This is a genomic window from Ruminococcus albus AD2013, assembly GCF_000526775.1.
GTDB classification, from domain to species: Bacteria; Bacillota; Clostridia; order Oscillospirales; family Ruminococcaceae; genus Hominimerdicola; species Hominimerdicola alba_A.
Genome location: NZ_JAGS01000001.1, coordinates 3514070 through 3537811 on the forward strand (window position 1 = coordinate 3514070; position 23742 = coordinate 3537811).

A 23742-nucleotide genomic window follows, 5' to 3' on the forward strand; every position below is an offset into this window, starting at 1 on the left:
TGACCTCTGAGGAGGTGGCAGCATGAAGAAGTATGTGACACTCGGAGAGGTCTGCACTAAGGGCAGTTCAAGTATAGCACAAAAGGACATAGAGCAGAATAATGGCTCTTATGGTATCTACGGCGCAAGTGGGTATATCAAAGATGTTGACTTTTATCATCAGGATAAGCCCTATATTGCTGTGGTTAAGGACGGTGCAGGAATAGGAAGAACAATGCTCCTGCCTGAAAAAACCTCTATTATTGGCACGATGCAGTATCTTATTCCAAATGATGATGTTTGCGTGGAATATCTATACTATGCGGTTACATATATGAACCTTGCTAAGTATTTTTCAGGCGCTACCATTCCCCATATCTACTTTAAGGACTACCAAAAAGAGAAACTGCCACTTCTAACGATAGAGGAACAGCGCAAAATAGCCGATAATTTACGCAAAATTGATAGGCTGATTGAGCTATGTAGCGGTATCTTGCAAAAACTTGATGTACTTGTCAAGTCACGGTTTGTGGAGATGTTTGGCGGTATCACTGAAAGACGTAAACTTGAAGAGTACGCTGATCTGATTACCAAAGGTGCTTCACCCAAATGGCAAGGAATAGATTATGCTGAGGAAGGAACTTTATTTGTTACAAGTGAGAATGTTCGTGAGGGATATTTGGATTTTACCAAAAAGAAATATCTGCCAAATGATATCAACAAAATATTACCTCGTTCTGTTCTAAAGCGAAACGATATATTGATTAACATCGTAAACGCTTCAATCGGTCGTGTAGCAGTATATGATAGCGATGAACTTGCAAATATTAACCAAGCTGTTGCACTTGTTAGATTAAAGCCTAATGTACTAAATACATCTTTCTTACTAACATTTCTTAATTCTGATGAAGCATTAAGAGCCTATGACTTCATGAAAGTTGGCGGTGATAAGGCGAATTTAAGCCTAAAGAATATATCAGATTTATTGATACCTGTTGCTGATTTGGAACTACAAGAGCAATTCGCCGCCTTTGTAGAGCAGACCGACAAATCGAAATTTATCGCTATCAATATAAAGAAAATCATAAGGAGAGTGAGACTTAATGACCAATTTTGAATTTTTAAGCAATATAGCCGATTACGCTCTCTTTTCGGGAGCTGCCGTTGAAGCCGAAAAGGTCTATGCAACCTCTCCTGCTATGTGTGCGGTGGGCTGCCGCAAGGCTTTGGAACTCGCCGTGAAATGGGTGTATTCTGCCGATAACACGATCAGTATGCCCTATAAGGACAATCTGCAATCGCTGATCCATGAGCCGTCATTCCGCTTCGCCCTTGACAGCCAGACTTGGGGTAAACTGCCGTTTATTATCAGGCTCGGCAATCTCTCTGTGCATACAGAGAGGGCGGTCAATAAGGCTGACGCTCTGCTTGCACTTGAAAGCCTGTTTGAGTTCATCGAATGGGTGGACTATTGCTATGGCTCGGACTATGTGGAACGGCACTTTGATCCTGCCCTCATACCGACGGAAAAGGTCGTGATCGACACCAAAAAGATCAAAGAGCAGGAGTCTCTTATCGAGCAGAAGGACAGCGAGATCAAGGCTTTGCAGGCGAAAATTGCCGAAATGTCGGCTACGCTTACCGCCGAAAAAGAAGAAAAACAGGAAAGCCGTACCTTTGCCCCTACTGACCTCTCAGAGTTTAAGACACGAAAAATATACATTGATGTAGACCTGAAATGGGTGGGCTGGAAGTTCGGCGGTACTGATGCCGATGTGTGGGAAGAATATGAAGTCACCGATATGAACGGTGTCCTCGGACAGAAAGGTTACTGCGATTATGTACTGTTTGGGCGTGACGGTCTGCCCCTTGCTGTCATTGAAGCAAAGCGGACAAGCAAAGACCCAAATATCGGCAGAAAACAGGCAGTTCTCTATGCGGACTGCTTAGAGCGTAAATTCGGGCGCAGACCGATGATGTTCACCTCAAACGGCTTTGAAACATACTTCTGGGACGATCTGTCCTCTCCGCAGCGGAAGGTCAGCGGTTTCTTCACAAAGTCCGATCTTGAAAAGCTGATGAACCGCCGTGAAACACGCAAGAAGCTGTCAACAATTCCCATAGATGACAGGATCACAGACCGCTATTATCAGAAAGAAGCGATCCGTGCGGTATGTGAACATATAGATGAGGGCTTTCGCAAGGCTCTGCTGGTCATGGCTACGGGTACAGGCAAAACGAGGACGGCTTCAAGTCTGACCGATGTTCTGAGCCGTGGCGGATATATCACAAATATCCTGTTCCTTGCTGACAGAACAGCACTCGTCAAGCAGGCAAAGGACGATTTCAAGAACTATCTGCCCGATATGTCACTGTGCAATCTGTGCAGTAACAAGGACGATAGAAATGCCCGTATCGTGTTCTCTACATATCCTACGATACTGAATGCGATCGACAGCACAAAAACAAAGGACGGCGTACCGCTGTTCTCTCCTGCACACTTTGACCTTATCATCACTGACGAGAGCCACAGAAGCATTTTCAAGAAATATCGTGCGATCTTTGAGTATTTCGATGCGATCATGGTTGGTCTGACCGCTACACCTAAAACCGATGTTGACCGCAACACCTATGATTTCTTTGAGGTCGAGAACGGTGTGCCGACCTATGCCTACGATTACGAAACGGCGGTCTATACAGATCATGTGCTTGTGCCGTACTATAACTATGAGGTCAAGACGAAATTCCTTGAGGAAGGTATCACCTATGATGATCTCTCCGATGAGGATAAGGAACGCTATGAGGACGATTTTGCTGAGGACGGCTATGTCCCTGACTTTATCCCATCGGCACAGCTCAACAAGTTCGTGTTTAACGAAACAACGGTAGATACCGTCCTGCAAGACCTGATGGAGCGTGGTATCAAAGTTCACGGCGGTGACAGGCTCGGCAAGACGATCATTTTCGCTCAGAACAAGGAACACGCTGAGTTCATCGTACAGCGTTTTAACAAGCTCTATCCGAAATATAACGGCACATTCGCCCAGCGTGTCACCTGTGATGACAGCTATGCCCAGACAATCATCGACGATTTCAAGATACCCGATAAAATGCCCATTATTGCTGTTTCGGTCGATATGATGGACACGGGTATTGATGTTCCCGAATGTGTCAACCTTGTATTTTTCAAGAAGGTACGCTCAAAAACGAAATTCTGGCAGATGATAGGCAGAGGTACAAGACTTTGCAAAGACCTCGCCTGCATTGACGGCATAGACGGCGAATATGAGGGCAAGTGCCGTTTCCTGATATTCGATTACTGCGGTAATTTCGAGTATTTCAGAGAACACCAAAACGGCTATGAAACGGGCGAAACAAAATCCCTGACCGAAAATATCTTCTGTAAGCAGGTGCGGTTGGTATTTGCATTGCAGGACAGCAGTTTCTCCGATGATGCCTATCAGGATTTCCGAAAGCAGTTGGTAGATACCTGTCAAGGCGGAGTGTGCGCTCTGTCCTATGACCTTGTATCGGTAAGACTCAAAACAGAATATGTTGAGAAATTCAAGAAGCCCGAAAAATGGGTATCTCTGTCCGATATGGATATACTGGAACTTCAAAAGCATATCGCTCCGCTTATCACCACGAACGACACGGACGAATACGCAAAGCGTTTTGATAACTTCATGTACGGAATGATGCTTGCCAATATCGACAAGCTGCCGACAATGAACTACCTGAGAAATCAGCTCTGCCTGACCGCTGAATTGTTGGAGCGAAAAGCGACAATACCGCAAGTTAAGCAGAAACTCACGCTGATCAAGGATATTCAGACAGATACATTTTGGGAGAATATCAGTATTCTGACGATGGAAAAAGTACGGCAGGAGCTTCGTGACCTGATGCAGTTTCTTGTTGACGGTGGCGGAGGAAAAAAGCCAAAGATATTCACAAGGCTCGATGATCCTGTGCTTGAAAGCAAAGAAGGTGACGCTCTCGGTGCCGCCTATGATTTTGAGGACTATCGCAAAAAGGTCAACCGCTATGTTGAGGAGCATAAGAACGATGCAGTTATTTATAAGCTGAATCATAATCTTCCTCTTACCAAAGAGGACTATGCTGAACTTGAAAGAATACTCACGCAGGAACTCGGAGACAGTGATGACTACAAACGTGAGTACGGTGATACACCTTTTGGTCTGCTGATCCGCAAGATCGCAAAGCTCGACCATGAGAGTGCTATGTCCGCATTTTCAGTATTTATCAACGATAGCTCACTCAACCAAAGGCAGATCGAGTTTATCCTGAAGATCATCAATCATATTGAGAACAACGGCTATATCGAGGATATAAAAATACTGATGAAACCGCCGTTTGATAAGCCGTACAGCTTTATCAAGATGTTTGATGCAAAGACGAGAAATGCTATCCTGCAAACAATTGAGAGTATCAAGAACAATGCCCTGCAAGTAGTGGCATAAGATGCGCCAATAGCCCAAAGTCTAATGACACACTCACTTTCCGTTCCGCTGAGGTTCAAATCAGCATTATGGCGCGCGCCACAATGACAGCATACCCTTTTGGAACTGAATAACTCACAAAGGCCTGAGATTTGCTCACACAAGCACTTCTCAGGTCTTTTCTTTTCAGGCGGTTAGTTTTCCGCTCCGCAGGCTCGGACGGCTCTGAGGGGCATTTCCGTTCGTCTGAGCATAGCAAAAGGCTCTGCATTACTGCAAAGCCCTTACGCTGATTACTCGTCCTCATCGCTGCACTCGTCAAGTCCGTGAAGTAGCTGAATGTATACACACTCTGCTCGGTCACGCTCCTCACCCTCGGCGGTCATCATCATTTCGAGGAAATATGCCTTTGCTTCTTCGTAGTCGGTCCAGACCTCACGCTTACCATTGCAGACAGTAGTGACCTTGCGTGATCTCGGCATAGCCAATTCGGGTATCTTTAACATAGCTGTATCCCTCCTGTGTTTTTTGTAAATACATTATATCCCATGACAAGACAGGAGTCCAGCCCTGCGGAGTAATTGTAATAATAATTGTGCAGGGCGCAGCAATATTATAAAAATCCTCGGTGCAATATGCTCATGCAGAAACAGGCTCTGCGATCCCGTGTTCCGCTTCATACTCCCTGACACGGCGGTAAAAAGTGTTTGCCGACAAGCCCATTCTCCGCATAAAGTCACGCCCTGTGATGCTCTTGGACTTCCATTCCCCATAAAGCTGACCGAACCTCGTCCAGTCGATCTCAATCGGCTTTCGCCCGGTGTACTTGCCCTGAGCCTTAGCAATCTCGATGCCCTCACGCTGTCGCTGTTTGAGCTGCTCACGCTCCAACTGAGAGAGTGCTGCGAACACGGTGAGCATAAACTTTCCTGACGGAGTATCGGTGTCGATGCTCTCCTTATGGCTGACGAGTGTTACCCCTTTTTCAGTGAGGGTGTCGATGATGTTCAGTAAGTCTTTCGTGGAGCGTCCTAAACGGCTGATACTTTCGATGTAGAGAGTATCTCCCTCACGCACATAGTCCAGCATAGCTTTAAGCTGAGGACGGTCTTTGTTCGCTCCCGAAATCTTCTCGGAGAAAATGCGGTCAACCTGATAGTCGCACATGATCTCCTGCTGTCTCGCTGTCTCCTGATGCTCCGTGGAAACACGGATATAACCTATTCTACTCATAAAATCTTCCTCTCTTTATTCAAGCTGACTTTTCTTTCTCTTGGCAGCTTGTTCGTTTTCCATATATCGGGCAAGCGTTCTCTGATTGTCACGCTTCTGCTGCGCAAGTCTTGAAAGCCTGTCCGCTTCTTTTTTTAGGGCTTTACGTTCTGCACTCTGTTGAGCGTAATCTGTTCGGGCTTTTTCAAGCTCCGTTTTCAGCTTGCTGAGTTTCGGTATATGAGCGTCGGGAAACAGCTCGATCAGCTTCTTGTAAGCCTTGTGGTACTCGTCAAGTTCATAGCAGAAATCGCTCTTGTACTTGGTTTTCGCCTTGCCCTCCAGAGAAGCATATTTCTTGTGATAAGCCACAAATTCATGATACTTCTCGATTGCAGGAATCTGCTCCTCCATTTTGTGAATACGGGCGCTCAATTCGATTTGTGGTGTTGACATGACCATAAATTCAGCAAGCGCCCTGTGAGCTGCACTCTCCAATTCTTCAAGGGTGGAGTTGCTCGCTGTCATTTCATTCAGCGCCTTGCTCGCCGCTTTCATATTCTCACGGTCTGCCCAATTCTGCAAGCCCTGAGACTGCTGAAATTTCTCGGTTGTGGTGCGAATAATTCTCGCTGTCGGGCGGTGCGACATTTGGTACTTGTAACTCTCGATACGCTTTCTGATTTGCTGGCTCTCGTAGAAGTAACCCAGCGTTTTCGCTCTTGTAAATTTCGCCCTCGGATTGCGTTCCTTTTGCTCCGCAAGCATAAATTTCAGGTCAATTTTGTGGTCGGGATTGTAGTCAACAAGAATACCAAAATCCGCACATTTCGCAAGGAAATCCTCAAAGTCCTCGCTGACCTTGATAACCTCGTCAATGGCTCGTTTAAGCTGTTCTTTCCACGACAAATTCTGTTGGTCAAGCTCCCACTCCCAATGGCTTTTACCCTTTGAAAGATGCGGATTTTCGATGATAGAAAGTCCGTGCTTTCTGCATAGTTCGTCGGAAATCGTGCGAAGTTTACTCCACGCTCGGTCGGGAATTTTCCCCTGATTATGCTCGGTTTCAAAAGTCTTGCCCGTGTAGAAATTCACGTTGTTTACTATCACATGATTATGGATATGTTCATGGTCTACATGGACAGCTAAAACATACTGATACTCGTCATTGAAAAGCGCCTTGCAAAGCTCCTGCCCGATAAGCAAAGCCCGTTCAGGAGTTACCTCACCAGGGGCGAAGCTCTGAATTATGTGCTGGCACTCGCTTCGGCTTCGTCCTGTGCCGACTGACTGCCTGATGTTCCTAAACTGTTCTGATGCTCCACATGGAGTAGATACGCACAAGTTGCTAACAACATATTTGCCGTCTGCGGTTTTGTCTGGGTTGCAGATATAAGCAATTGCACCGTATGTTCCCGTGTGGATCGTATGGATACGAGTAATCGCCAAACTTCCTCTAACCTCTCTTTCATATCGGCAATATCTTCATCGTAAAGTTTGCCGCCTTTGTTGACACGGTGGGCTACCTGATTGAACGAATTGGAGATAGACGAAATGTACCGTGCTATCTGCTTGATGTCCTCGGTATCTTCCTCAACATTCATGACAGTGAGTGCAGAATATCTGCAAAAATCGCCCCTGCTTTTGAACGATGTTTCCGCATATCTGCGGTTGATCGCTTCAAGCTCCATGTCGTTCACTCGGAATGTGATAAGGTGCTTGCGGACTTCGCTCGGCTCTGTACTGTCGGCTGTGTCCTGCGGTGGTGATTCACCCTCGGTGGTTTCGGGCGGTTCTGTGAAGTCAACCTCTCCTGTTTCTGTGACTTCCAGCATTGGAACAGGCTCGGCAGCGGTGTCCTCGGCGGTATCTGTTTCGAGATTATCGGACAGCATATCTTCCTGCATTTCGTCCGCATAGGTGTGGGCAAGTTCCTCCGCAAGCTCCTCCACCTGCTTATGCTTGAACAGCTTTGCAAGGAAGCCCTCACCCGATTTTTTGAATATTGACATTGTGTCTCCTTTCTGTATCTCGGTCGGCTGTGCCGACCTCTCAGGGGTCTTAGGGGAATTTTCCCCTGACAAGCCGTATGTGGTTTACGATTTTCCATAATCGTAATACGACATACCGTGCTTGTGAAAATTGATCGGGCGTTCCACGCCCTCACTTGTATTTCGCCGTTTCACGGCTATTTTCACGCTCCTGCGTGATTTGGAGCTATGCGACTTTTCTCTGTATCCACACGGCTCTGAGAGTATTTTACTGGGGTTCGGCGCAGTTATGATGCTGGGTGGGCGGCAGTCTGGTGAAACCTTCCGTTCGGCTCTCCCTGAGACGATTTTGAATGTCGATATGCTTATCGTTACATTCAAATTTTTGCCCTGCCTGACCGCCCATGAAAATACCCTTCTACTTTACTACCGACGTTTTTGAGAAAATGCTCATGATTATCCGAAAAGTTTACAGTTTATTCATGACGATTCTCCCTCTTGCATAGTTTCAACACGGGATTTCTGTTGATGATGACAGTGATTTTGGAGGGCGGATTTCTCGAAAATGAGATTGCTTTTTTGGGGAAGGTATGATATAATTTAGAGGTAGGAGTAAGCACTCGGCTTGCTCGTGTAAATCGGAATTTGAAGGAGTATCACTATGTGGTTTTTATTAGCGCTTGGTTCGGCAATCTTTGCCGCACTGACATCAATATTGGCAAAGATAGGAATTGAAGGTGTCGGATCGAATCTGGCTACTGCGATCCGTACAATGGTTGTTGTTATCATGGCATGGGGAATGGTATTTATTACTCATCAGCAAGCAGGAATAAAAGACATTAGCCAGAAATGTTGGGTTTTCCTGATTCTGTCCGGCCTTGCTACTGGTGCCTCATGGCTTTGCTATTACAAGGCCTTGCAGATGGGAGACGCTTCAAAAGTCGTCCCGATTGATAAGTTGTCCGTTGTCATTACGCTGATACTGGCGTTTGTTTTTCTGCATGAAGAATTTACTTTTAAGTCAGTGATGGGGTGTATCCTGATTGGAGCCGGAACATTGCTGATGGTTCTGTGATATAAATTCTGATTTATCTTAGCACCAAAAACTGAATATACTTACCCAATGCAGAGCAACACCAGCTCTGCATTTTTTATGCCCGTTTCAAAATTCCCCATAACATTTTCACGATAAGAAAAGTTTTATGGCGCACCCAAGTTCATGCGCACTGCGAATAGACTTTCACCCCGAAAGTGCGCTATAATTTTAGTATGGGGCTGAGTAGTTCGGCTCGATTAGAAATTCAGAATGGTGGTGATGATATGGCTACGACTTCTATCGCTGACAAGCTGGCGAAACTCGAAAAGAAGATCGCAAAGCGACAGGCTACAATCGCTGAGGAGCAGACACAACTCAACAAGGAGCTTGCAGAGTATGACAGGCTCTATCTGACAGCGCTTGCCAACAAGTATAAGCTGAGCGGCAAAGACCTGTTCTCCGCTATCGAGCGTGAGCATGAACAGCTTGAAAAGCTCCGTGATGGCGGTATGTCCGATTCGGATATTGATAGTCTGACGGACAATGCTCCTGCTGATAAGGACAAGGCTACTTTGTATGAGGATTCTCCCCGTACTCTGTTTGACGAGGATTGATGAAAGGGGCTTTGAATGAGTGACTATGTTTTCCTCGTTGGTGACGATTATGAGAGCAACAACAAGGAATATGTTTCAATAGATACTGACAAGGGACAGCAGATAAGCATTGCCCTCGCCGCAAGCGGTATCCCGTTCAAAGGTCGGTTTGATAAAGAGCGTATGCTGTTCAATTATGACGGCATTTACAAGGAGTCCGTTGATGAAATAATTGCAAAATTCACTTCGGACAAGTATGCCAAACAGCGTGACGAGATAGCGGAGCATAAGGGCGATGACTGCCTTTATTTCCTGCCTGCTGTCGCAAAACTCCTGCGTATGACAGAAGGCACGCTCCGTCGCAGACCTCTTGATATTCAGCTTGCCCTCTGCAAGCGGTATGTCGATAATTGGTACTGCGATACTTACACGATCCAGCATGAGCTGAAAGATGCGATGATGCTGATAACCAAACCCGAAATGACAGACAGCGAGAAAGAAAAAGCTGTCGGAAAGGACTAAAATTTGAATACAACATCTGCCGTAGAGAAAAGAGAGAAGGCAGTTGACTATGTGTCTGACGAGGGTATCAAAGTAAAGGTTTCTTACCCTGATGATGTTCCCGAAAATATCAGACAGCAGAAGATCAACAAGATGTACGATATTTTCCTCGGTGCAATGCGCCGCAACGGAACAAAGGAAACAACTGAATGATCTGGCAATCTGCCGAAAAATGATTACAGTTACAAGAACGCTGTTGCAATTTTCGGACGGTTGCGCTATGATATAGATGTAAAACCAACCGTCCGATTGCAAACGCAATTGGAGGTCAACAATGAAAAGAACAACTAAAACAAATGACGGTATCACGGCTATCTATGTACGCCGTTCCGTCAGCGACAAGGATAAGGGCAACAACAGCTTGTCCATTTCCGCACAGAAGGAGGAGTGTATCAGGTTTGTGGGAGAATGCGATTATCGTATCTATTGCGATGACGGCAAGTCGGGCAAAGATGTGATGCACCGTCCCGCATTTATGCAGATGATGAGCGATGCCCGTGAGGGGCTTATCAGCAGAATTATCGTGAAAAAGTATGACCGTTTCAGCAGAAACATGAGGGAGTATCTTAACATCACGGACGAGCTTGACCGCTACGGTGTGACCGTCTATTCGCTCTCTGAGCCGTTCAATACGGAGACAAAAGAGGGACGTATGATGAGGAACAATCTGCTGAATTTTGCGGAGTTTGAGCGTGAGACGATCGCCGCAAGAGTGGCTGATGCTTTCCAGACTAAGGCAAGAGAAACGGGCTTTTATCAGGGCGGTAAAGTTCAGTTCGGCTACACTCCTGAAAGACGGACTATTAACGGCAAAACAGGCTCGGTGCTTGTTCCCTCGGAGAATGCTGAGGCGGTGCGTGTGGCGTATGACCTGTATCAGCACCCTGAGAACTCTCTGACCGATATTATCCGCTACATGACAGAGAACGGTATCAATGCTTCAAGACCGACACCACGCACGAAAACAGGCATTTCAAATCTTGACAGGTCACACCTGAGCCGTATTCTTGAGAATCCGCTGTATGTCCGTGCGGATAAAGAAGTGTATCGTTATTTTCTTTCCAAAGGATATGAAATGCTTGACGATATTGAAGCCTATGACGGTATTCACGGTTTGTTCGTTCACGCCGGGCTTGATGATACGCATTTCGTCAAGGTAGCCTACCATGAGGGGCTTGTGCCTGCGGAAACGTGGCTGAGAGTTCAGGACAGGAAGTCGCACCAGAGCAAGTTCCCGACAAACGGCAAGGCTATGAACTCTTGGCTTGTGGGTATGGTGAAATGTGCCTGCTGTGGCTATGCGATGCACTTCAATCACTGTGCGAACAGAAAAGGTGTGGTGTATCATCGCTTCATCGACTACGGCAAGTTCACGCTGAACGGCTGTCCCACTCCGCCCATTCAGTTAAAGCCGAGACAGGTCGAGGACGCTGTGCTGAAAGAAATGCAGAAGCGTATCGAACAGCTCAAAATCGCAAAGCGTGAGGACAGCAAGCCCGACATCGAAACGGAGAGTATCAAGACGGAGATCATTCGCATTGACGGCGAGATACAGAAGCTCATGGAAAAGCTCGCTGATGCGGACAGCGTACTCTTTGACTACATTCAGAAGCGTGTGAGCGCCCTGCACGAACAGAAATCGGAGCTTGATAAAAAAATGCAGACCATGTGCCGTAAGCGTAAGGCGATCGACACAAAGCCTTTGGAAGAACCTATGAAGCAGTGGGATAAGCTGACGGTGCAGGAGAAGCACGATGTAGCGGCAGCGATGATAGATGTCGTGCTTATATCCGATGAAACAGGTATTGAGGTGAAATTCAGCATTTGAAAAAGTGCGGAATTTCGGTATTTTTTAGTGTTGATAAGGTGATGCGTAGGGCGTACCGGTGGCGAAAATAACACCTTTTTCGCCCGTCTTCTCGTCAAGGTAACGGCACTTCAGGAACAGGTCGAGTGCCTTCTGTGAAGCAGAATTTGAAATGCCGCTGACATTATGAAGCTTCGTAGCGACAAACATATTCTTGAATTCGTGTGCCTCGTCTACGAAAAGCCTGTCCACACCGAGCTGTTCAAAGGTCAGCGTGTCGTCCTGGTTCATCTTCTGAAGCTTGTCGAGCTGACTTTGCAGGCTCTTGCGTGTACGCTCCATCGTCTTGATCTGGAAGCGTGAACAGTCCTTCTTCTCCTTCAGTTCCTTGATGCCCTCAAGAATACCCTCAATCTGTGCCTGTATCGTCATGATCTGACGTTCCTTCGAGATTGGTATCATGCCGAGCTGCGAGTGTCCGATGACAACGGCATCGTAGTTGCCGGTTGCGATCTTGGCAAACAACTGCTGCCGGTTTGCCTTCTGGAAGTCCTTCTTTGTCGCCACAAGTACATTAGCAGACGGGTAGAGCTTCTGAAAGTCGCTGCCGATCTGTTCCGTCAGGTGGTTCGGCACAGCAAATAAACTCTTGGTGCAGAGGCCGAGTCTCTTGCTCTCCATTGCCGTTGCGATCATTTCATACGTTTTGCCTGCCCCCACTGCGTGTGCAAACAACGTATTTCCGCCGAACATGGCATGTGCGATAGCGTTTTTCTGATGGCCGTGAAGTTTAATGTCCTTCGTCATCAGCGGGAAAGAAAGGTGACTGCCGTCGTATTCTCGCGGACGTATGCTGTTGAAAAGCTCGTTGTATCGGTTTACGATAACTTCACGGCGTTCCGGATCACGGAATATCCAGTCCTTGAACGCTTTTCGTATATCATCAGCTTTACGCTGAATGACACGAGTGGCATCAATATCAACAACACGCTTTTCCTTGGTATCACCCATACCGTCCGGAACCTCTACCGTCTTGTAGATCTTCGGCTCCTGTAAATTCAGTATGTGCTCAAACACATCGTAGGCGTTCATATTATGGGAGCCGTATTTCTGTGTTGCGAGAACGGATCTGTCCGATGACTTGTTGCTTACGTGGAACGAGTTTGTATGTTCGGAATACTCGGTTCCGATGATCGAAGACCTGTTCCAGCGTGCTGACGGGCTGGTGCTTCGCTGATATGCCGGTGTCTGGAGAAGTTCGTATATGAACTGATCGTAGTATTTCGGGTCTATCCATGTCGCACCGATTTTTACGTCGATGTCGCCGGCTTTCAGCGGTTCCGGCATTGCTTTTTTCAGTGCCGCCACGTTGATGTTAAAGTCTGCATCGTACTCGGCGATCTCTTCCGCTGCACGCAGTTTCTTGCGTATGTCACCGGAAAGGTATTCAGAAGCAGTCTGATATTCATTCTCCGTGTGCGGAACCCGGAATATCTCGCCGGTAAGGTCGTGCTTCAATTCTTCTTCCGTCATGCCGGTCAGTCTGCTCATGTACTCAAAGTCTATCTTTGCTTTTTCCGAAACCGAAAGGGTAAGAGCTTCAAGTGCAGTATCAACATGTTCCACAGCCTTTGGAGGTACGATAGTTCTTCTGAAGAAAATATCTGATTTCTCTTTCAGTTTATTCTTGTCATAGCTCTTTTCAAGACCGGCTACAAGGTTATACGACACATCTTCGCTGAAATAACGCTTGTTGGTCTGACTGTGTATAAGTCCATATTTCTTGTAGAAGTCATCGTAAACCTCGCCCAGCTTTGTCTGAAGCTCCTTTATTACGCTGTTCGGTTTGTCGAGTTCCTGTGCTTCGAGAAGCTCACGTGTCAGGTCACGCATTTCGATAAACGCCGTAAAACGCTTATGCTGTGCAGTTGTTTTGTCGAAACGATACTCACAGGCTGAGTTATGCTTCTTGAAATAAACCTTATCTTCCGATAAGAATAAACTGTAATCTCTCAGGTTGGACGGTATCTCAACCTTTTCACCCTCAGAAGTTCTTGCGTAAACTTCACGGCCCCTGTCATGACTGATCTCGGCTGAAAGCTTTCCTAAAGCTTCGTGCAGTGCGGATCTCAGGTCGAAGTCATCATCAGCGACAACCATCGTGCCGCTGCCGTAGAGTTTGTTGCCTTCGATGATCTTTCCAAGCACCATTTCCGGGTGCTGTTCAAAATATTTGTTTACCGGCAGTCCGTCGTCTGTTTTACCGATATGTACCCAGTCAGGGATATCTGACATTTCGGAAACGGATTTGCCTTCGTGCTTTTTAAGAAAGATAATGTCCGTGGTTACTTCCGTACCTGCATTATCCCTGAACGCACCGTTCTTACCGCCCGGCAGACGTACAGCACCGATGAAGTCAGCTTTGTCAGCTAACATCTGACGTGTACTCTCGTCACGCTTGTCGAGGGTACCGGCCGAAGTAACGAAAGCCATGATACCGCCGTCCTTGAGCTTGTCGAGTGCTTCGGCAAAGAAGAAATCATGCAGCTTTGTTGTATTATGTACTGTATCCTTGAAGCCCAGCTCACCGAACGGAACATTGCCGACTGCAACATCGAAGCAGCCGTTCTGGAAGTTGTTCTTTTCAAAACCTGTTATAGCAATATCAGCATCGGGATAGAGTGCCTTTGCGATACGTCCGGAAATGCTGTCAATCTCGATACCGTACAGGTGAGAATTATCCTGTATACCCTTTGGCATACAGCCGAAGAAGTTACCGATACCCATTGCCGGTTCAAGGACATTTCCGCCGTCAAAGCCGAAACTGCGGAGAGCTTCATAAATGCTGTCAATAACTACAGGAGAGGTGTAGAACGCATCGTTTACGGTTGAACGTGCCTGTCTGTATTCCTCTGGTGTCAGAAGTTCGGAAAGCTCCCTGTATTCAGAAGACCACTTTTCAGCATCCTGGTCGAAAGCCTGCGGTATTGCGCCCCAGCCGACGTACTTTGACAGCGTTTCTTTTTCAGCAGCTGTCGCCGGATGCTTTTCCGCTTCGAGCGTTTTCAACGTTCTTATAGCATCGGCATTGGCACGGAACTTTGTCTTTGCACCGCCTTCACCGAGTGTGTCATCTGTGATCGTGAAGTTTTCGCCTTTGTCGGGTGTCAGGTTTTCTTCTGACACAGTTTTGTTTTCACCTGACACATCAGCTTCCTGTACTGGTGGTATCTCCGTCTCGGCTTTCTCCGTTTCCGGTTCACCTTTGCCGATATATTCAAACAGACCGCTGTTCAGCAAATAATCATAGCTGAGATTCTCAGTGATCTCAAAAGATCCGCTTAATCTCTTTACAGTGCAGTCTTCCGTATAATATGGTAATGCTCCTGTCAGCGCAACAACTTCCGAAATGATTCCAGTAGCCTTGTTGCGAAAACGGTCGCCGATTTCGATCCTGTACGGTTCAGCGTTTTCTTCTGCTGCACGTTCAGCCTTTATTTCCTGCCACATTTCCTTCTCGTTGATTGAAAGATAGGCATTATCCCTGAGATGCTGTTCAACCATAGCAGCTACGTTGAACCAGCTGTGCCGGAATTTTTCTCCGTTCTCAAAAGAAAAAGTCAAACCCTTGCTGTCATAGTCAACAAGTGAGATATTGCCGTTACCGCTGTGACCTCCGGTACCGTACTCCTTTTTCAGGAAGGCAGCCAGTTCCTGTGTGGTAGGGTGATTTGGCTGTGTACGGCTCTTTTCATAAAAGTCCTGTACACGGAACTTTCCGTGTACAAAACCCGTGCCGCGCTCAATTTCTGCTGCAAGGGCAACAAAAACATTAACACCATCTACAATTGGTCCCGGTGCAAATTCTGACTTTGACTTTTCCTTTGTCGTCTTTGAAGCTGTCAGCGGTACAGCATCACCGAACAGTGAAAGCTGTTCACCAGCCGTATCGGGTTTCTCCCGGAATGGAACATCTGAATCTTCGTTACGCTGAATATCCTCAATAACATCTGCATCGGTAAACAGCGGTTCGTCAATGGCAGACGTAAACTCGGTAATGCTCGTAAGTCCAAGCGTGTAGGCGAGTGTGTCTAGTTCCGTTTTGTGGTTTTCGTAGGTGTCAACGGAGATCGTTCCTTCCGCATTATCAACAAGTACCGAAGCACCAAGCGACAGTGCCTTATCCTTTATCTCGGCAAGGCTTTCGGCATCACCCTTATAGTTAAGTGTTATCGCCTTATAATCATCATCCGGAATAGACGCTTCTTCCATTTCGGAAGCATCGCTCATAAGAGTTACGTCCTGTTCGTCCTTAGCTGTATGACGTTCAATAACTTCATCGGGAACGGATACAAGGTCGGAAAAGTCAAGACCTGTAAGACCTTTTTCAATCATCTCCCCAATGCTGCCGTACTGTTCAGTATTGTATACTTCACCGTCAAACTCATAGGTGATCTTAAAGTCGGCGAGGTCGGCTGTCACCTGAACCGGGAAATCATCATCGGTAAGAGTGGTGTGTGCAAGACCGATGTTATGCAGATCAGAGAAATCAGCTTCTTCGCTGTACTCGTCAACGCAGAAATCATTGATAAGATTCTTCGCTCTAAATAGAGGATCTTCTTCCTTTTCCTGTGTAAGCACCTTTTCACGGAAGAACTCCGGCATCCCGGTGAAACCGAAGCTGTCACAGTAATATGCTGTATCTTTGCCGTTATCGGTTATAACAATAACGTCACTGACGGAGAGGGAATGTCCCCTGAAATCTTCGGGATGATCGATGTTGAACTTTGTATAGATGGCTTCAAGCGTGGCATTGCCGTTGAATTCTTCAATTTCACCTTTATAGACAAGATCATAATCATCCTGATTAAGTTCAGTGCCTTCAGCTTTCAGACGTTCCATACTTCTGAAACGAATATCATGGTATTTCTCTCCGCCTTTGAGCTGATATATCTTATACGCTGGCTTCTCCGGTTCAGATGCTTCTTTCGCAGCCTTTTCACGTTCGATTACCGCCTGTCGGTGTGCTGCAAGAAATTCGGCAACGTCTGATTCCTGTAATGCTGTATGCAGGATCTCATCGTAAGCCTGGATGTCTTCTGCGGTAAAAGATTCGTCTATGCTGTCGATCTGACCACGTGTCACGTCACCGACGAACATTGCTGTAATGGCTGCTTTCTGTTCTTCGGTAAAGTCGTGACCTGAGAAGAAATCATCAAGCTCGATTGCACGGTCAAAGTTTGACTTAGCTTCGAGCATAGCGTTCAGCCTGCTGTTTTCACCGTAACGCTCTGCCGGTGACTGAGCAAGATAGGCATCAACAAGTGACAGCATCTCGCCGAACTGTGCATCGTCGTATCTTTCGTCAAAGAAGCTGGTAAGATCGAGCTTGACATCTTCTACGGCAAGACGGTGCATAACAGGGGAAAGGGCAGCCAGCTGTTCAAGTGACAGACCTGTATTTGCCATGCTGTGAAGCAACCCTAATTCACGTTCAACATTTTCAAATGCACGATGAAAAGCAGGAGCATCATTTCTGTCGAGTGTAAAAGCAACTTTGCCGTCACGTATGACAGTATGATAGTTCACACTTGTTTCAAGATACATTCGCATATCATTGAACTGTGCGGTGGTCAGCTTTGTCATGTACAGATAACTGTTATTGTTGTCACGTACATCATTCTTTCCAGGTGCTTCATGCTGGCTGCGTCTTGCTGCGGTTTCATTACGAATTGCACGCACGGTTTCAATATCAGCGCGGCTGACAGTAAGAGTGCCTTTTCCCGAAGTGTAAACTCTGCCGGAGAACCTTATGCCGCGTTCCGCCATAACTTCTGCCATCTTGAGAACCATATCACGGTCAGAAGAAAAATACTCCTTGTTCGGGATATATCTGTACTCCGCATTTCCGATAATATTCTTTTCAGGCGGAGAATATGGTCTGTTTGACTTTTCCGGTGCAATGTCAGGAGCACCGGATACACGTCCGAACCATTCCACATCACTGTCGTTGACAGCCATTACAACGGAATCGCCTCTGACATAGCCGTAGTAGTTCATGCCAGCCTGTTCAAGCTGTTCTTTCAGCTTCGGAAAGTCATGAACACTTACTGTTACAAGGCTCTTGTCTCTGTTATCGGTCGCCCTGTTCCACATTTCGTTGCCGTAATACTGCATATTTATCTGTCCAGCCTCCTTGTTGGTCTCTTGTTCTTTCGGTATATCACGCAGCATATCGTTCCAGTCTTTATATATATCAGGAGTTTTGATGTGCTTCATTTCGGGATACTGTTCCGTCAGCCTTTCGGCAAAGTCATTTCCGGCGGTATCGTTGTCGGAGCACAAAAACACTTTATCCGGTGAGATGTTACTCCGGAGCATCGTATCGAGCACGATGTTCGGCTTGACACCCATCATCGATACAAGCCTGCAGTCGGAAAGTTCCTTATCGTGCATTTGCAGATATGACAGCATATCTATTGCACTCTCAAAAAAGAAAGCATTTTCGCCTGTGCCGCGGACAACTTCAAAGCCGTGACCGCCGGCAGAACCGGTTGCTATCCCTTTGAATTTATGCTCTGTCGATGTACCGACCTTTTCAGCACCGATAACCTTGCCGTTGTCGTCATAATATTTGAAAAGGACATTGCCCGTTTTTTCTTCCTGGGCGATACGTCCGTCACGTACCAGTGCCGACACCAGATCGTAGTCAAGACCCCGTGTCCTGCACAGATATGCAAAAACTCTGCGTGCATTGTCAGCTTCGGCAAGGGTAAGCTCCCGTGCCGCTGTTGGTGGTTTATGTTCGTATGTACGTGAAGGCGGGGTATAGGTACGGTCGATTGTTTCACCAGTCAGTGCTTCTACTGCATCAGCAAATGACATTCCCATGTATTCACGCAGGAATCCGATGTTATCGCCGCCCTTGTTTTCACTGAAACGAAACCACTGTCCGCGTTCGCCCGGTCCGTTGTCACGTATATGCAGACTGTCGTGATCTTTCCAGATGTATTCTCTGCCGGCACGTTTCAGATCGAAGCCGTGTGACATGAGAAACTGCGGAAGATTTACGAGATTAGCCCTTTCTTTCTGTTCTTCAGTTATTTTCATCAGTCAAGTTCCTGATTGTTTTTCTTTCTCTCTGTTTGTTTCTGTTCCGTATTTTGTACGCTGCGTGCTTTTATACGCTGAACGTCATTTTTCAAACGGCTTCTTGAAAAGTAAGCATGTCCGTTTCCGTTATTAGCTTTCTCCTGACCGTTCCGTATATTATTCTGTTTTTGTGTACGGTTTGAGCTTATTGCTTTCGGTTTGACAGTACTTCGTGCATGTTCACCTTTCAGGTGTTCATCATCATTGATCTTATCAAGAGAGGATTTCCTGCCGTTGTTTATGATGCCGTCTATCATGTTTGCATCGTCTTCAAGCATTTCTTCGACCTTCGCCATCGTCTGACTTCTGAACTTTTCTCCCAGTGATTCTATCTGTTCCGCACTGAGTTCATCCGTTTCCTTTGCGGCGAAAAGTGTGTTTTCCGCAAGTTCCGGCACCGTTTTCATTCCGCTGTCCGTCATATCGGCAAGCTTTTCACTCGTAAGCTCCATCTGTGCATCCTTTACCGCATCCGGTATGATCTTGTAGTATTCGTCAGGTTCCCATGCCTTGTCGATTCGGTTTTCGACGTTCTGGATACGTATCGACAGATTGTTTATCTGTTCCTGTATTTTCAGCTTATCTGCTGAAGCAGTCTCGGGAGCGTTGTATTTCTCAATAAGAGTATCACGCTTTGCAAGCAGAGCATTTTTCTTATCGGTGAGACAGTGATATGTCGCTTCATTCAGTCTGTTCATTGCTTCGGAGAATGCTTCACGGCGTTCTTTGTTATACCCGATAGAGAAGCTTTTAACAGCATCACTCAGTGCGGTCACTCTGTTAAGCTTGTGTGAAATCACACTGCGTTTATCGGTCAGACGTTTGATTTTCATACGACCCTGTCTGACTTTCTCTTCACAATTTGCAATCTTTTCTTCCCGGATAGTCTGTATACGTTTTTCGTTGCTTTCAATCAGCTTTTTCACGATTGGATAACTACCGAGAGTTGCTTTCAGCATTCGGTTGGTATCTTCGAGCTTGTCCGCTCTGGCAGTCAGCGCTTCTATTTTTGCTCTGTTCCTGTCAATCTTATCCGTCTGGTTTTCAATTTTTTCGTCGATGACGTTGATACGACTCTGATGCAGTTCTGCTTTGGCGTTCAGAAAGGGTAGGAGTTTTCCCGATTTCTGAACACATGTTTCCTCAGTCTGCTTCTGCGTCTGTGCTTTCTGTCTGCGGAGTCCCTCCTCCGCATCAGTTACGGGTTCAGCTACGGTGCGCTTATCTTCGTTATCCTGTACAGGCATGTTTTATCACTTCCTTCTCTTTACGATGAATACGATTGCTGTTGTTACTGCAGCAGCTGCTGCACCTGCGATAATAATGATCTTCTTCATGGTCTGCACTTCCTCTCATAGTTTTCATCCTGAACTGGCTGTGATTTAACATTCAGCTCCTGTTCGTACTGTTTCCTGTGCTTCGTGATCTCCGAGAGCTCTCTTTGTTTTTCTCTCGAAAAAACTGCACGCTTTTCTTCCTTTGCGGTAATTTCCGCCTTACGCCGGTGGTCTTCCTGACCGTATATGACGTTCATGCGGTGTTGTATATCAGCAGAATCAGTACTTTCACGTTTTTCAGGCGTGTTGTTCTTCTGCATTTCAAGCCTCTCATGTTCGCTCATTTCCGACAGCGTTCTTCCGTTAGCTGTAAGATAACGGTTAAGCTCACGCTGTATTGTATATGTATCACATAGCCAGTGATCGGCATACGACTTGCAGAGAAGAAGCTGTATGTCATACGGACGCTGTTTCAGCGTGCCGACAGTGGTATGCAGTACACCGGCGACTTCCGACAGAAGCTTAAGATAGCTGTCACGGCCGTTCTGATGTCCGATCTCACGGAGCAGAAGTTCATAGCGCCCCGACATTGCCTTGCCGATGATCTCGTCGACCTTATAGGAAAAGTTGCTGTCATAGACGAGTGTCATGCCGTTTCCGTCATAGCTTGCTGAAAACGGCACACCGCTTTTATCGAGTGCGACCACAACGTTCTGTGCTCTGCCGGTACTGAAGCTCTTGTACAGCTGGTTATGTACTTCATTTATCGGTATTCCGGCGACGTACTGTATTTTTCTCATAGCTCATTCATCACTCCGAATCATCCTGGTCATCATCTTTATTTCTTACCGCACTGTTTTCAAGCAGGATATACAGGATAGCTTCGTAGTATACCGGCGAAATATATACGTTTTCATTCGAGCGCTTTCTTTTGAGATACTGTAATACCCACTTGTTTCGTTCATACATAGTAATAGCATTGAAGATTATCTCGCTGTCGAATTCTTCGGGATGATCCAGTAATATTTCCGGAAATTTTGAATTATATTCGATCTCGGAGATCAGCTGTTCAAACCAGCCGTCATATAACTTCATTATGATCTTGTTATTATTTTTCATTGCATTTACCCTCCGTCTTCCACTGGTAATATATCTTTCCGTTATACGGGTTTTCTTCGTATTCCGGCAGTACAATAGTCTTTCGCCCCTTTGAGGTATATGTGGCTTTTTTGCCATCGAGAAGAGCTTTTATCTGAGATTCAGACAGCGTGACCCCGTACACTTTGCCGATGGTCATACCGCATTTGCCTTTGCAGTAATATCCGTACTTACCACCGGTAACATCAGCACCGCACTTCGGACATCTGCCGAGCGTTTCATGATTGCAGCCTGAAAAAGAAACAGATTTATCCGCAAGACCGTATGTACTGCACATTTCAGCAGCGAACTGTTGAATGCTGTTCATGAAATCTGCTTCGGACAATTCACCGTGTTCTATCTTCTGAAGCCGCGACTCCCATTCAGCAGTTAGCCTTGCAGACCTGACTTCTTCCGGAACAACGGTTATAAGCTCTTTTCCTTTGTCGGTCGATCTCAGCTGTTTTCCTTTACGTTCCACATATCCGTTCGTGACAAGAGCTTCGATAGTTGCGGCCCTGGTGGCAGGAGTGCCGAGCCCTTTTTTCTCGGTATCCTCATCATATTCATCGTTCCCCGCACGTTCCATAGCCGACAGAAGAGTATCCTCTGTGTATGGTTTCGGCGGTGATGTAAAGTGTTCGCTCTTTGCTGCCGTAACCGAAAAAGTTTGTCCTTCGGTCACATCCGGCAGAGACATTTCTTCCTCATTTTCCTTTTCAGTGGTCCTCGCATAGCTTTTCCAGCCCTGTTCGAGAACCATTTTTCCGCTTGCCGAAAAATCCGTACCGCTGCATGTTCCCGTGATTTTCACAGCTTCGTATCTGTGAACCGGAGCAGTGGCACATATAAGTCTCGTCGCTATAAGCGTAAGGATATTTCTTTCGCCTGCGGGGAGAGAGGAGAGGTCAGCCGATGCAATATTTCCGGTCGGAATAATGGCATGATGTCCCGATACTTTGCTGTTATTTATGATCCTGCTTATATCCGGTGTATGCGTTATACCGAACCCGAAAAGTTTATCACAGAGACGTACAGCATCAGAAGCAGCCTGCTTCATGTCATCGCTAAGAAATTGACTGTCAGTACGGGGATAGGTGACAAGCTTGCCTTCGTACAGCGACTGTGTGTAGTCGAGCGTCTGCTGTGCGGTGTAGCCGAAATGTTTATTTGCATCACGCTGTAAGGTGGTAAGATCGTAGAGCTTCGGCGCTTTCTCGGCCTTTACTTCTCGTTTTACTGAACTTATCGTAAGCGTTTTACCATTACAGCCGGATACGATACCGCCCACGGTGTTTTCATCGTCTATCCTTTCAGAAGAAAGAATGAAAGCACCACAGTTTACGTCTGCCGTGTAGTACTTCTGTTTTACGAAACCGTCAGCGTCAGCATCACGCTTTACGATCATTGCAAGGGTAGGTGTCTGAACACGCCCGATATTCAGCTTGCTTCCGTACCGTACTGAAAACAGTCTTGAGCAGTTCATACCTACAAGCCAGTCCGCTTTTGCCCTGGCAAAACCGGCGTTAAACAGATCGTCGTATGCCGAAATTGGCTTCATGGAGCTAAGTGCTTTCCTGAGAGCTGATTCTTCAAGGCTTGATACCCATAAACGCTTTACCGGCTTGTGACACTGAGCCATACTGTAAACGTACCGGAAAATGCATTCACCCTCACGGTCAGCATCGGTCGCGCAGATGATCTCCGTCACATCGTCACTGTTCATGAGCTTTTTCAGCAAATTAAACTGTTCTTTCGTTTTCTCCGCAACCCTGAAACGCCACTGATCCGGTATCATCGGAAGTTGATCAAAGCTCCATTTGCCATCCCAGCCCCTGCCGTAATCGTTCGGAAAGCAGAGCCCGACCAGATGTCCGAGACACCAGGAAACGATGTAGCCGTTACCTTCGATATAGCCTTTCTGAGTTTTGGAAGCACCTACGACAGAACTGACCGCACGGGCTACGCTTGGCTTTTCACCGATGATTAAAATTGACATTAATTAAGATCATTCCTTTCATTAGTGACGAATAATTGTATAAAAACAAAGTACTGGTGATTGTCTAATATCACTATTTTAGCCGAAATACATTGATGTTAATATGTTAAATATGTTATAATATCAATGATGAATATCATCTTCTGAGTTGATAAAGAAAAAGTACGTGTTTTTCAAGTCATAAATATTCAATTGGTGTAACAGGGGGGATTTATGTTGGATCAGAAACTTGCAGAAAAAGCATTATTAGCTATTTCTAAAAATCCATTATTACATCCATTGGGTAATGTGGCACTCCCATTACCACCGAAGGTAGCACTTAAGGCTGTTATTCCAAGATATTATAAGGGCATTTTCTGGGAAACTATTTGCTCTGTAGATCAGTATAAACTTGAAAAGAACAAGATTACTCAGCATTATCGGCTATTAGATAATAAGTCGATTATGATATTTTGGGGTACGGAAAAGGATATGGAGAAATATTTTGGAACAATTATCAAAAACAATAAATACTAATATAATTTCAAACTAATTTTCA

General features: G+C 46.1%; 17 protein-coding genes. 8 read left to right on the forward strand and 9 right to left on the reverse strand.

Going from position 1 to position 23742, the window contains the following annotated elements:
* Positions 1–22: 22 nt before the first annotated feature.
* Together N773_RS0115895 and N773_RS0115900 are read left to right on the forward strand one after the other, a co-directional pair.
* Positions 23–1096: a restriction endonuclease subunit S gene (locus N773_RS0115895; protein ID WP_024858716.1), complete on the forward strand. Its 1074-nt coding sequence runs from the start codon at positions 23–25 to the stop codon at positions 1094–1096.
* The gene (locus tag N773_RS0115900) at positions 1083–4460 is read left to right on the forward strand and encodes a DEAD/DEAH box helicase family protein (RefSeq protein WP_024858717.1); all 3378 of its coding nucleotides are present in this window, start codon (positions 1083–1085) and stop codon (positions 4458–4460) included. Before N773_RS0115895 ends, N773_RS0115900 begins: the two co-directional genes overlap by 14 nt.
* A gap of 272 nt (positions 4461–4732) precedes the next feature.
* On the opposite strand, the gene N773_RS0115905 is transcribed toward N773_RS0115900, so the two are convergent.
* The 4 genes from N773_RS0115905 to N773_RS22305 all read right to left on the reverse strand — a co-directional run bounded on the left by N773_RS0115905 (position 4733) and on the right by N773_RS22305 (position 7663).
* Complete coding sequence (locus N773_RS0115905) at positions 4733–4945, reverse strand: hypothetical protein (protein WP_024858718.1); 213 nt, start codon at positions 4943–4945, stop codon at positions 4733–4735.
* Positions 4946–5078: 133 nt separating this feature from the next.
* Entirely contained in the window at positions 5079–5672 is a 594-nt protein-coding gene (locus N773_RS0115910) for a recombinase family protein (RefSeq protein WP_024858719.1), read from the reverse strand.
* A 15-nt stretch (positions 5673–5687) separates the two neighbouring features.
* Positions 5688–6995 (reverse strand): relaxase/mobilization nuclease domain-containing protein, encoded by a 1308-nt coding sequence (locus N773_RS0115915; RefSeq protein WP_155250910.1) that lies wholly within the window; start codon positions 6993–6995, stop codon positions 5688–5690.
* Positions 6899–7663 carry a plasmid mobilization relaxosome protein MobC gene (locus N773_RS22305; RefSeq protein WP_024858721.1) on the reverse strand — a complete coding sequence of 255 codons (765 nt, stop codon included), beginning with the start codon at positions 7661–7663 and terminating at the stop codon, positions 6899–6901. Before N773_RS22305 ends, N773_RS0115915 begins: the two co-directional genes overlap by 97 nt.
* 640 nt (positions 7664–8303) lie before the next feature.
* Between N773_RS22305 and N773_RS0115930 the strand changes: the two genes are divergently transcribed.
* The 5 genes from N773_RS0115930 to N773_RS0115950 all read left to right on the forward strand — a co-directional run bounded on the left by N773_RS0115930 (position 8304) and on the right by N773_RS0115950 (position 11660).
* The gene (locus tag N773_RS0115930; RefSeq protein WP_024858722.1) at positions 8304–8717 is read left to right on the forward strand and encodes an EamA family transporter; all 414 of its coding nucleotides are present in this window, start codon (positions 8304–8306) and stop codon (positions 8715–8717) included.
* A 245-nt stretch (positions 8718–8962) separates the two neighbouring features.
* The gene (locus N773_RS0115935; RefSeq protein ID WP_024858723.1) at positions 8963–9292 is read left to right on the forward strand and encodes a hypothetical protein; all 330 of its coding nucleotides are present in this window, start codon (positions 8963–8965) and stop codon (positions 9290–9292) included.
* A gap of 15 nt (positions 9293–9307) precedes the next feature.
* Positions 9308–9793: a hypothetical protein gene (locus N773_RS0115940; protein WP_024858724.1), complete on the forward strand. Its 486-nt coding sequence runs from the start codon at positions 9308–9310 to the stop codon at positions 9791–9793.
* Positions 9794–9796: 3 nt separating this feature from the next.
* Positions 9797–9985 (forward strand): hypothetical protein, encoded by a 189-nt coding sequence (locus N773_RS0115945; RefSeq protein ID WP_024858725.1) that lies wholly within the window; start codon positions 9797–9799, stop codon positions 9983–9985.
* Positions 9986–10106: 121 nt separating this feature from the next.
* Complete coding sequence (locus N773_RS0115950; RefSeq protein ID WP_024858726.1) at positions 10107–11660, forward strand: recombinase family protein; 1554 nt, start codon at positions 10107–10109, stop codon at positions 11658–11660.
* A 24-nt stretch (positions 11661–11684) separates the two neighbouring features.
* Here N773_RS0115950 and N773_RS21410 read toward each other — a convergent pair whose 3' ends face one another.
* From N773_RS21410 to N773_RS0115980, 5 genes are all read right to left on the reverse strand, one after another.
* A complete protein-coding gene (locus N773_RS21410) occupies positions 11685–18749 on the reverse strand; it encodes a YodL domain-containing protein (protein ID WP_024858727.1) in 7065 nt (2354 codons plus the stop codon).
* Positions 18749–20038, reverse strand: a complete 1290-nt coding sequence (locus N773_RS0115960; protein ID WP_024858728.1) for a DUF4316 domain-containing protein — start codon at positions 20036–20038, stop codon at positions 18749–18751. Before N773_RS0115960 ends, N773_RS21410 begins: the two co-directional genes overlap by 1 nt.
* A gap of 86 nt (positions 20039–20124) precedes the next feature.
* Positions 20125–20868: a hypothetical protein gene (locus N773_RS0115970; protein WP_024858729.1), complete on the reverse strand. Its 744-nt coding sequence runs from the start codon at positions 20866–20868 to the stop codon at positions 20125–20127.
* A 10-nt stretch (positions 20869–20878) separates the two neighbouring features.
* Positions 20879–21187, reverse strand: a complete 309-nt coding sequence (locus N773_RS0115975; protein WP_024858730.1) for a hypothetical protein — start codon at positions 21185–21187, stop codon at positions 20879–20881.
* Positions 21177–23204, reverse strand: a complete 2028-nt coding sequence (locus N773_RS0115980; protein ID WP_024858731.1) for a DNA topoisomerase 3 — start codon at positions 23202–23204, stop codon at positions 21177–21179. Before N773_RS0115980 ends, N773_RS0115975 begins: the two co-directional genes overlap by 11 nt.
* 213 nt (positions 23205–23417) lie before the next feature.
* On the opposite strand from N773_RS0115980, the gene N773_RS0115985 reads away from it, so the two are divergent.
* Complete coding sequence (locus tag N773_RS0115985) at positions 23418–23720, forward strand: hypothetical protein (RefSeq protein ID WP_024858732.1); 303 nt, start codon at positions 23418–23420, stop codon at positions 23718–23720.
* Positions 23721–23742 lie beyond the last annotated feature (22 nt).

Coding starts and splice junctions, on each gene's coding strand:
- N773_RS0115895 (WP_024858716.1), top strand. CDS start 23: ATGAAGAAGTATGTGACACTCGGAGAGGTCTGCACTAAGGGCAGTTCA.
- N773_RS0115900 (WP_024858717.1), top strand. CDS start 1,083: ATGACCAATTTTGAATTTTTAAGCAATATAGCCGATTACGCTCTCTTT.
- N773_RS0115905 (WP_024858718.1), bottom strand. CDS start 4,945: ATGTTAAAGATACCCGAATTGGCTATGCCGAGATCACGCAAGGTCACT.
- N773_RS0115910 (WP_024858719.1), bottom strand. CDS start 5,672: ATGAGTAGAATAGGTTATATCCGTGTTTCCACGGAGCATCAGGAGACA.
- N773_RS22305 (WP_024858721.1), bottom strand. CDS start 7,663: ATGTCAATATTCAAAAAATCGGGTGAGGGCTTCCTTGCAAAGCTGTTC.
- N773_RS0115930 (WP_024858722.1), top strand. CDS start 8,304: ATGTGGTTTTTATTAGCGCTTGGTTCGGCAATCTTTGCCGCACTGACA.
- N773_RS0115935 (WP_024858723.1), top strand. CDS start 8,963: ATGGCTACGACTTCTATCGCTGACAAGCTGGCGAAACTCGAAAAGAAG.
- N773_RS0115940 (WP_024858724.1), top strand. CDS start 9,308: ATGAGTGACTATGTTTTCCTCGTTGGTGACGATTATGAGAGCAACAAC.
- N773_RS0115950 (WP_024858726.1), top strand. CDS start 10,107: ATGAAAAGAACAACTAAAACAAATGACGGTATCACGGCTATCTATGTA.
- N773_RS21410 (WP_024858727.1), bottom strand. CDS start 18,749: ATGAAAATAACTGAAGAACAGAAAGAAAGGGCTAATCTCGTAAATCTT.
- N773_RS0115960 (WP_024858728.1), bottom strand. CDS start 20,038: ATGCCTGTACAGGATAACGAAGATAAGCGCACCGTAGCTGAACCCGTA.
- N773_RS0115970 (WP_024858729.1), bottom strand. CDS start 20,868: ATGAGAAAAATACAGTACGTCGCCGGAATACCGATAAATGAAGTACAT.
- N773_RS0115975 (WP_024858730.1), bottom strand. CDS start 21,187: ATGAAAAATAATAACAAGATCATAATGAAGTTATATGACGGCTGGTTT.
- N773_RS0115980 (WP_024858731.1), bottom strand. CDS start 23,204: ATGTCAATTTTAATCATCGGTGAAAAGCCAAGCGTAGCCCGTGCGGTC.
- N773_RS0115985 (WP_024858732.1), top strand. CDS start 23,418: ATGTTGGATCAGAAACTTGCAGAAAAAGCATTATTAGCTATTTCTAAA.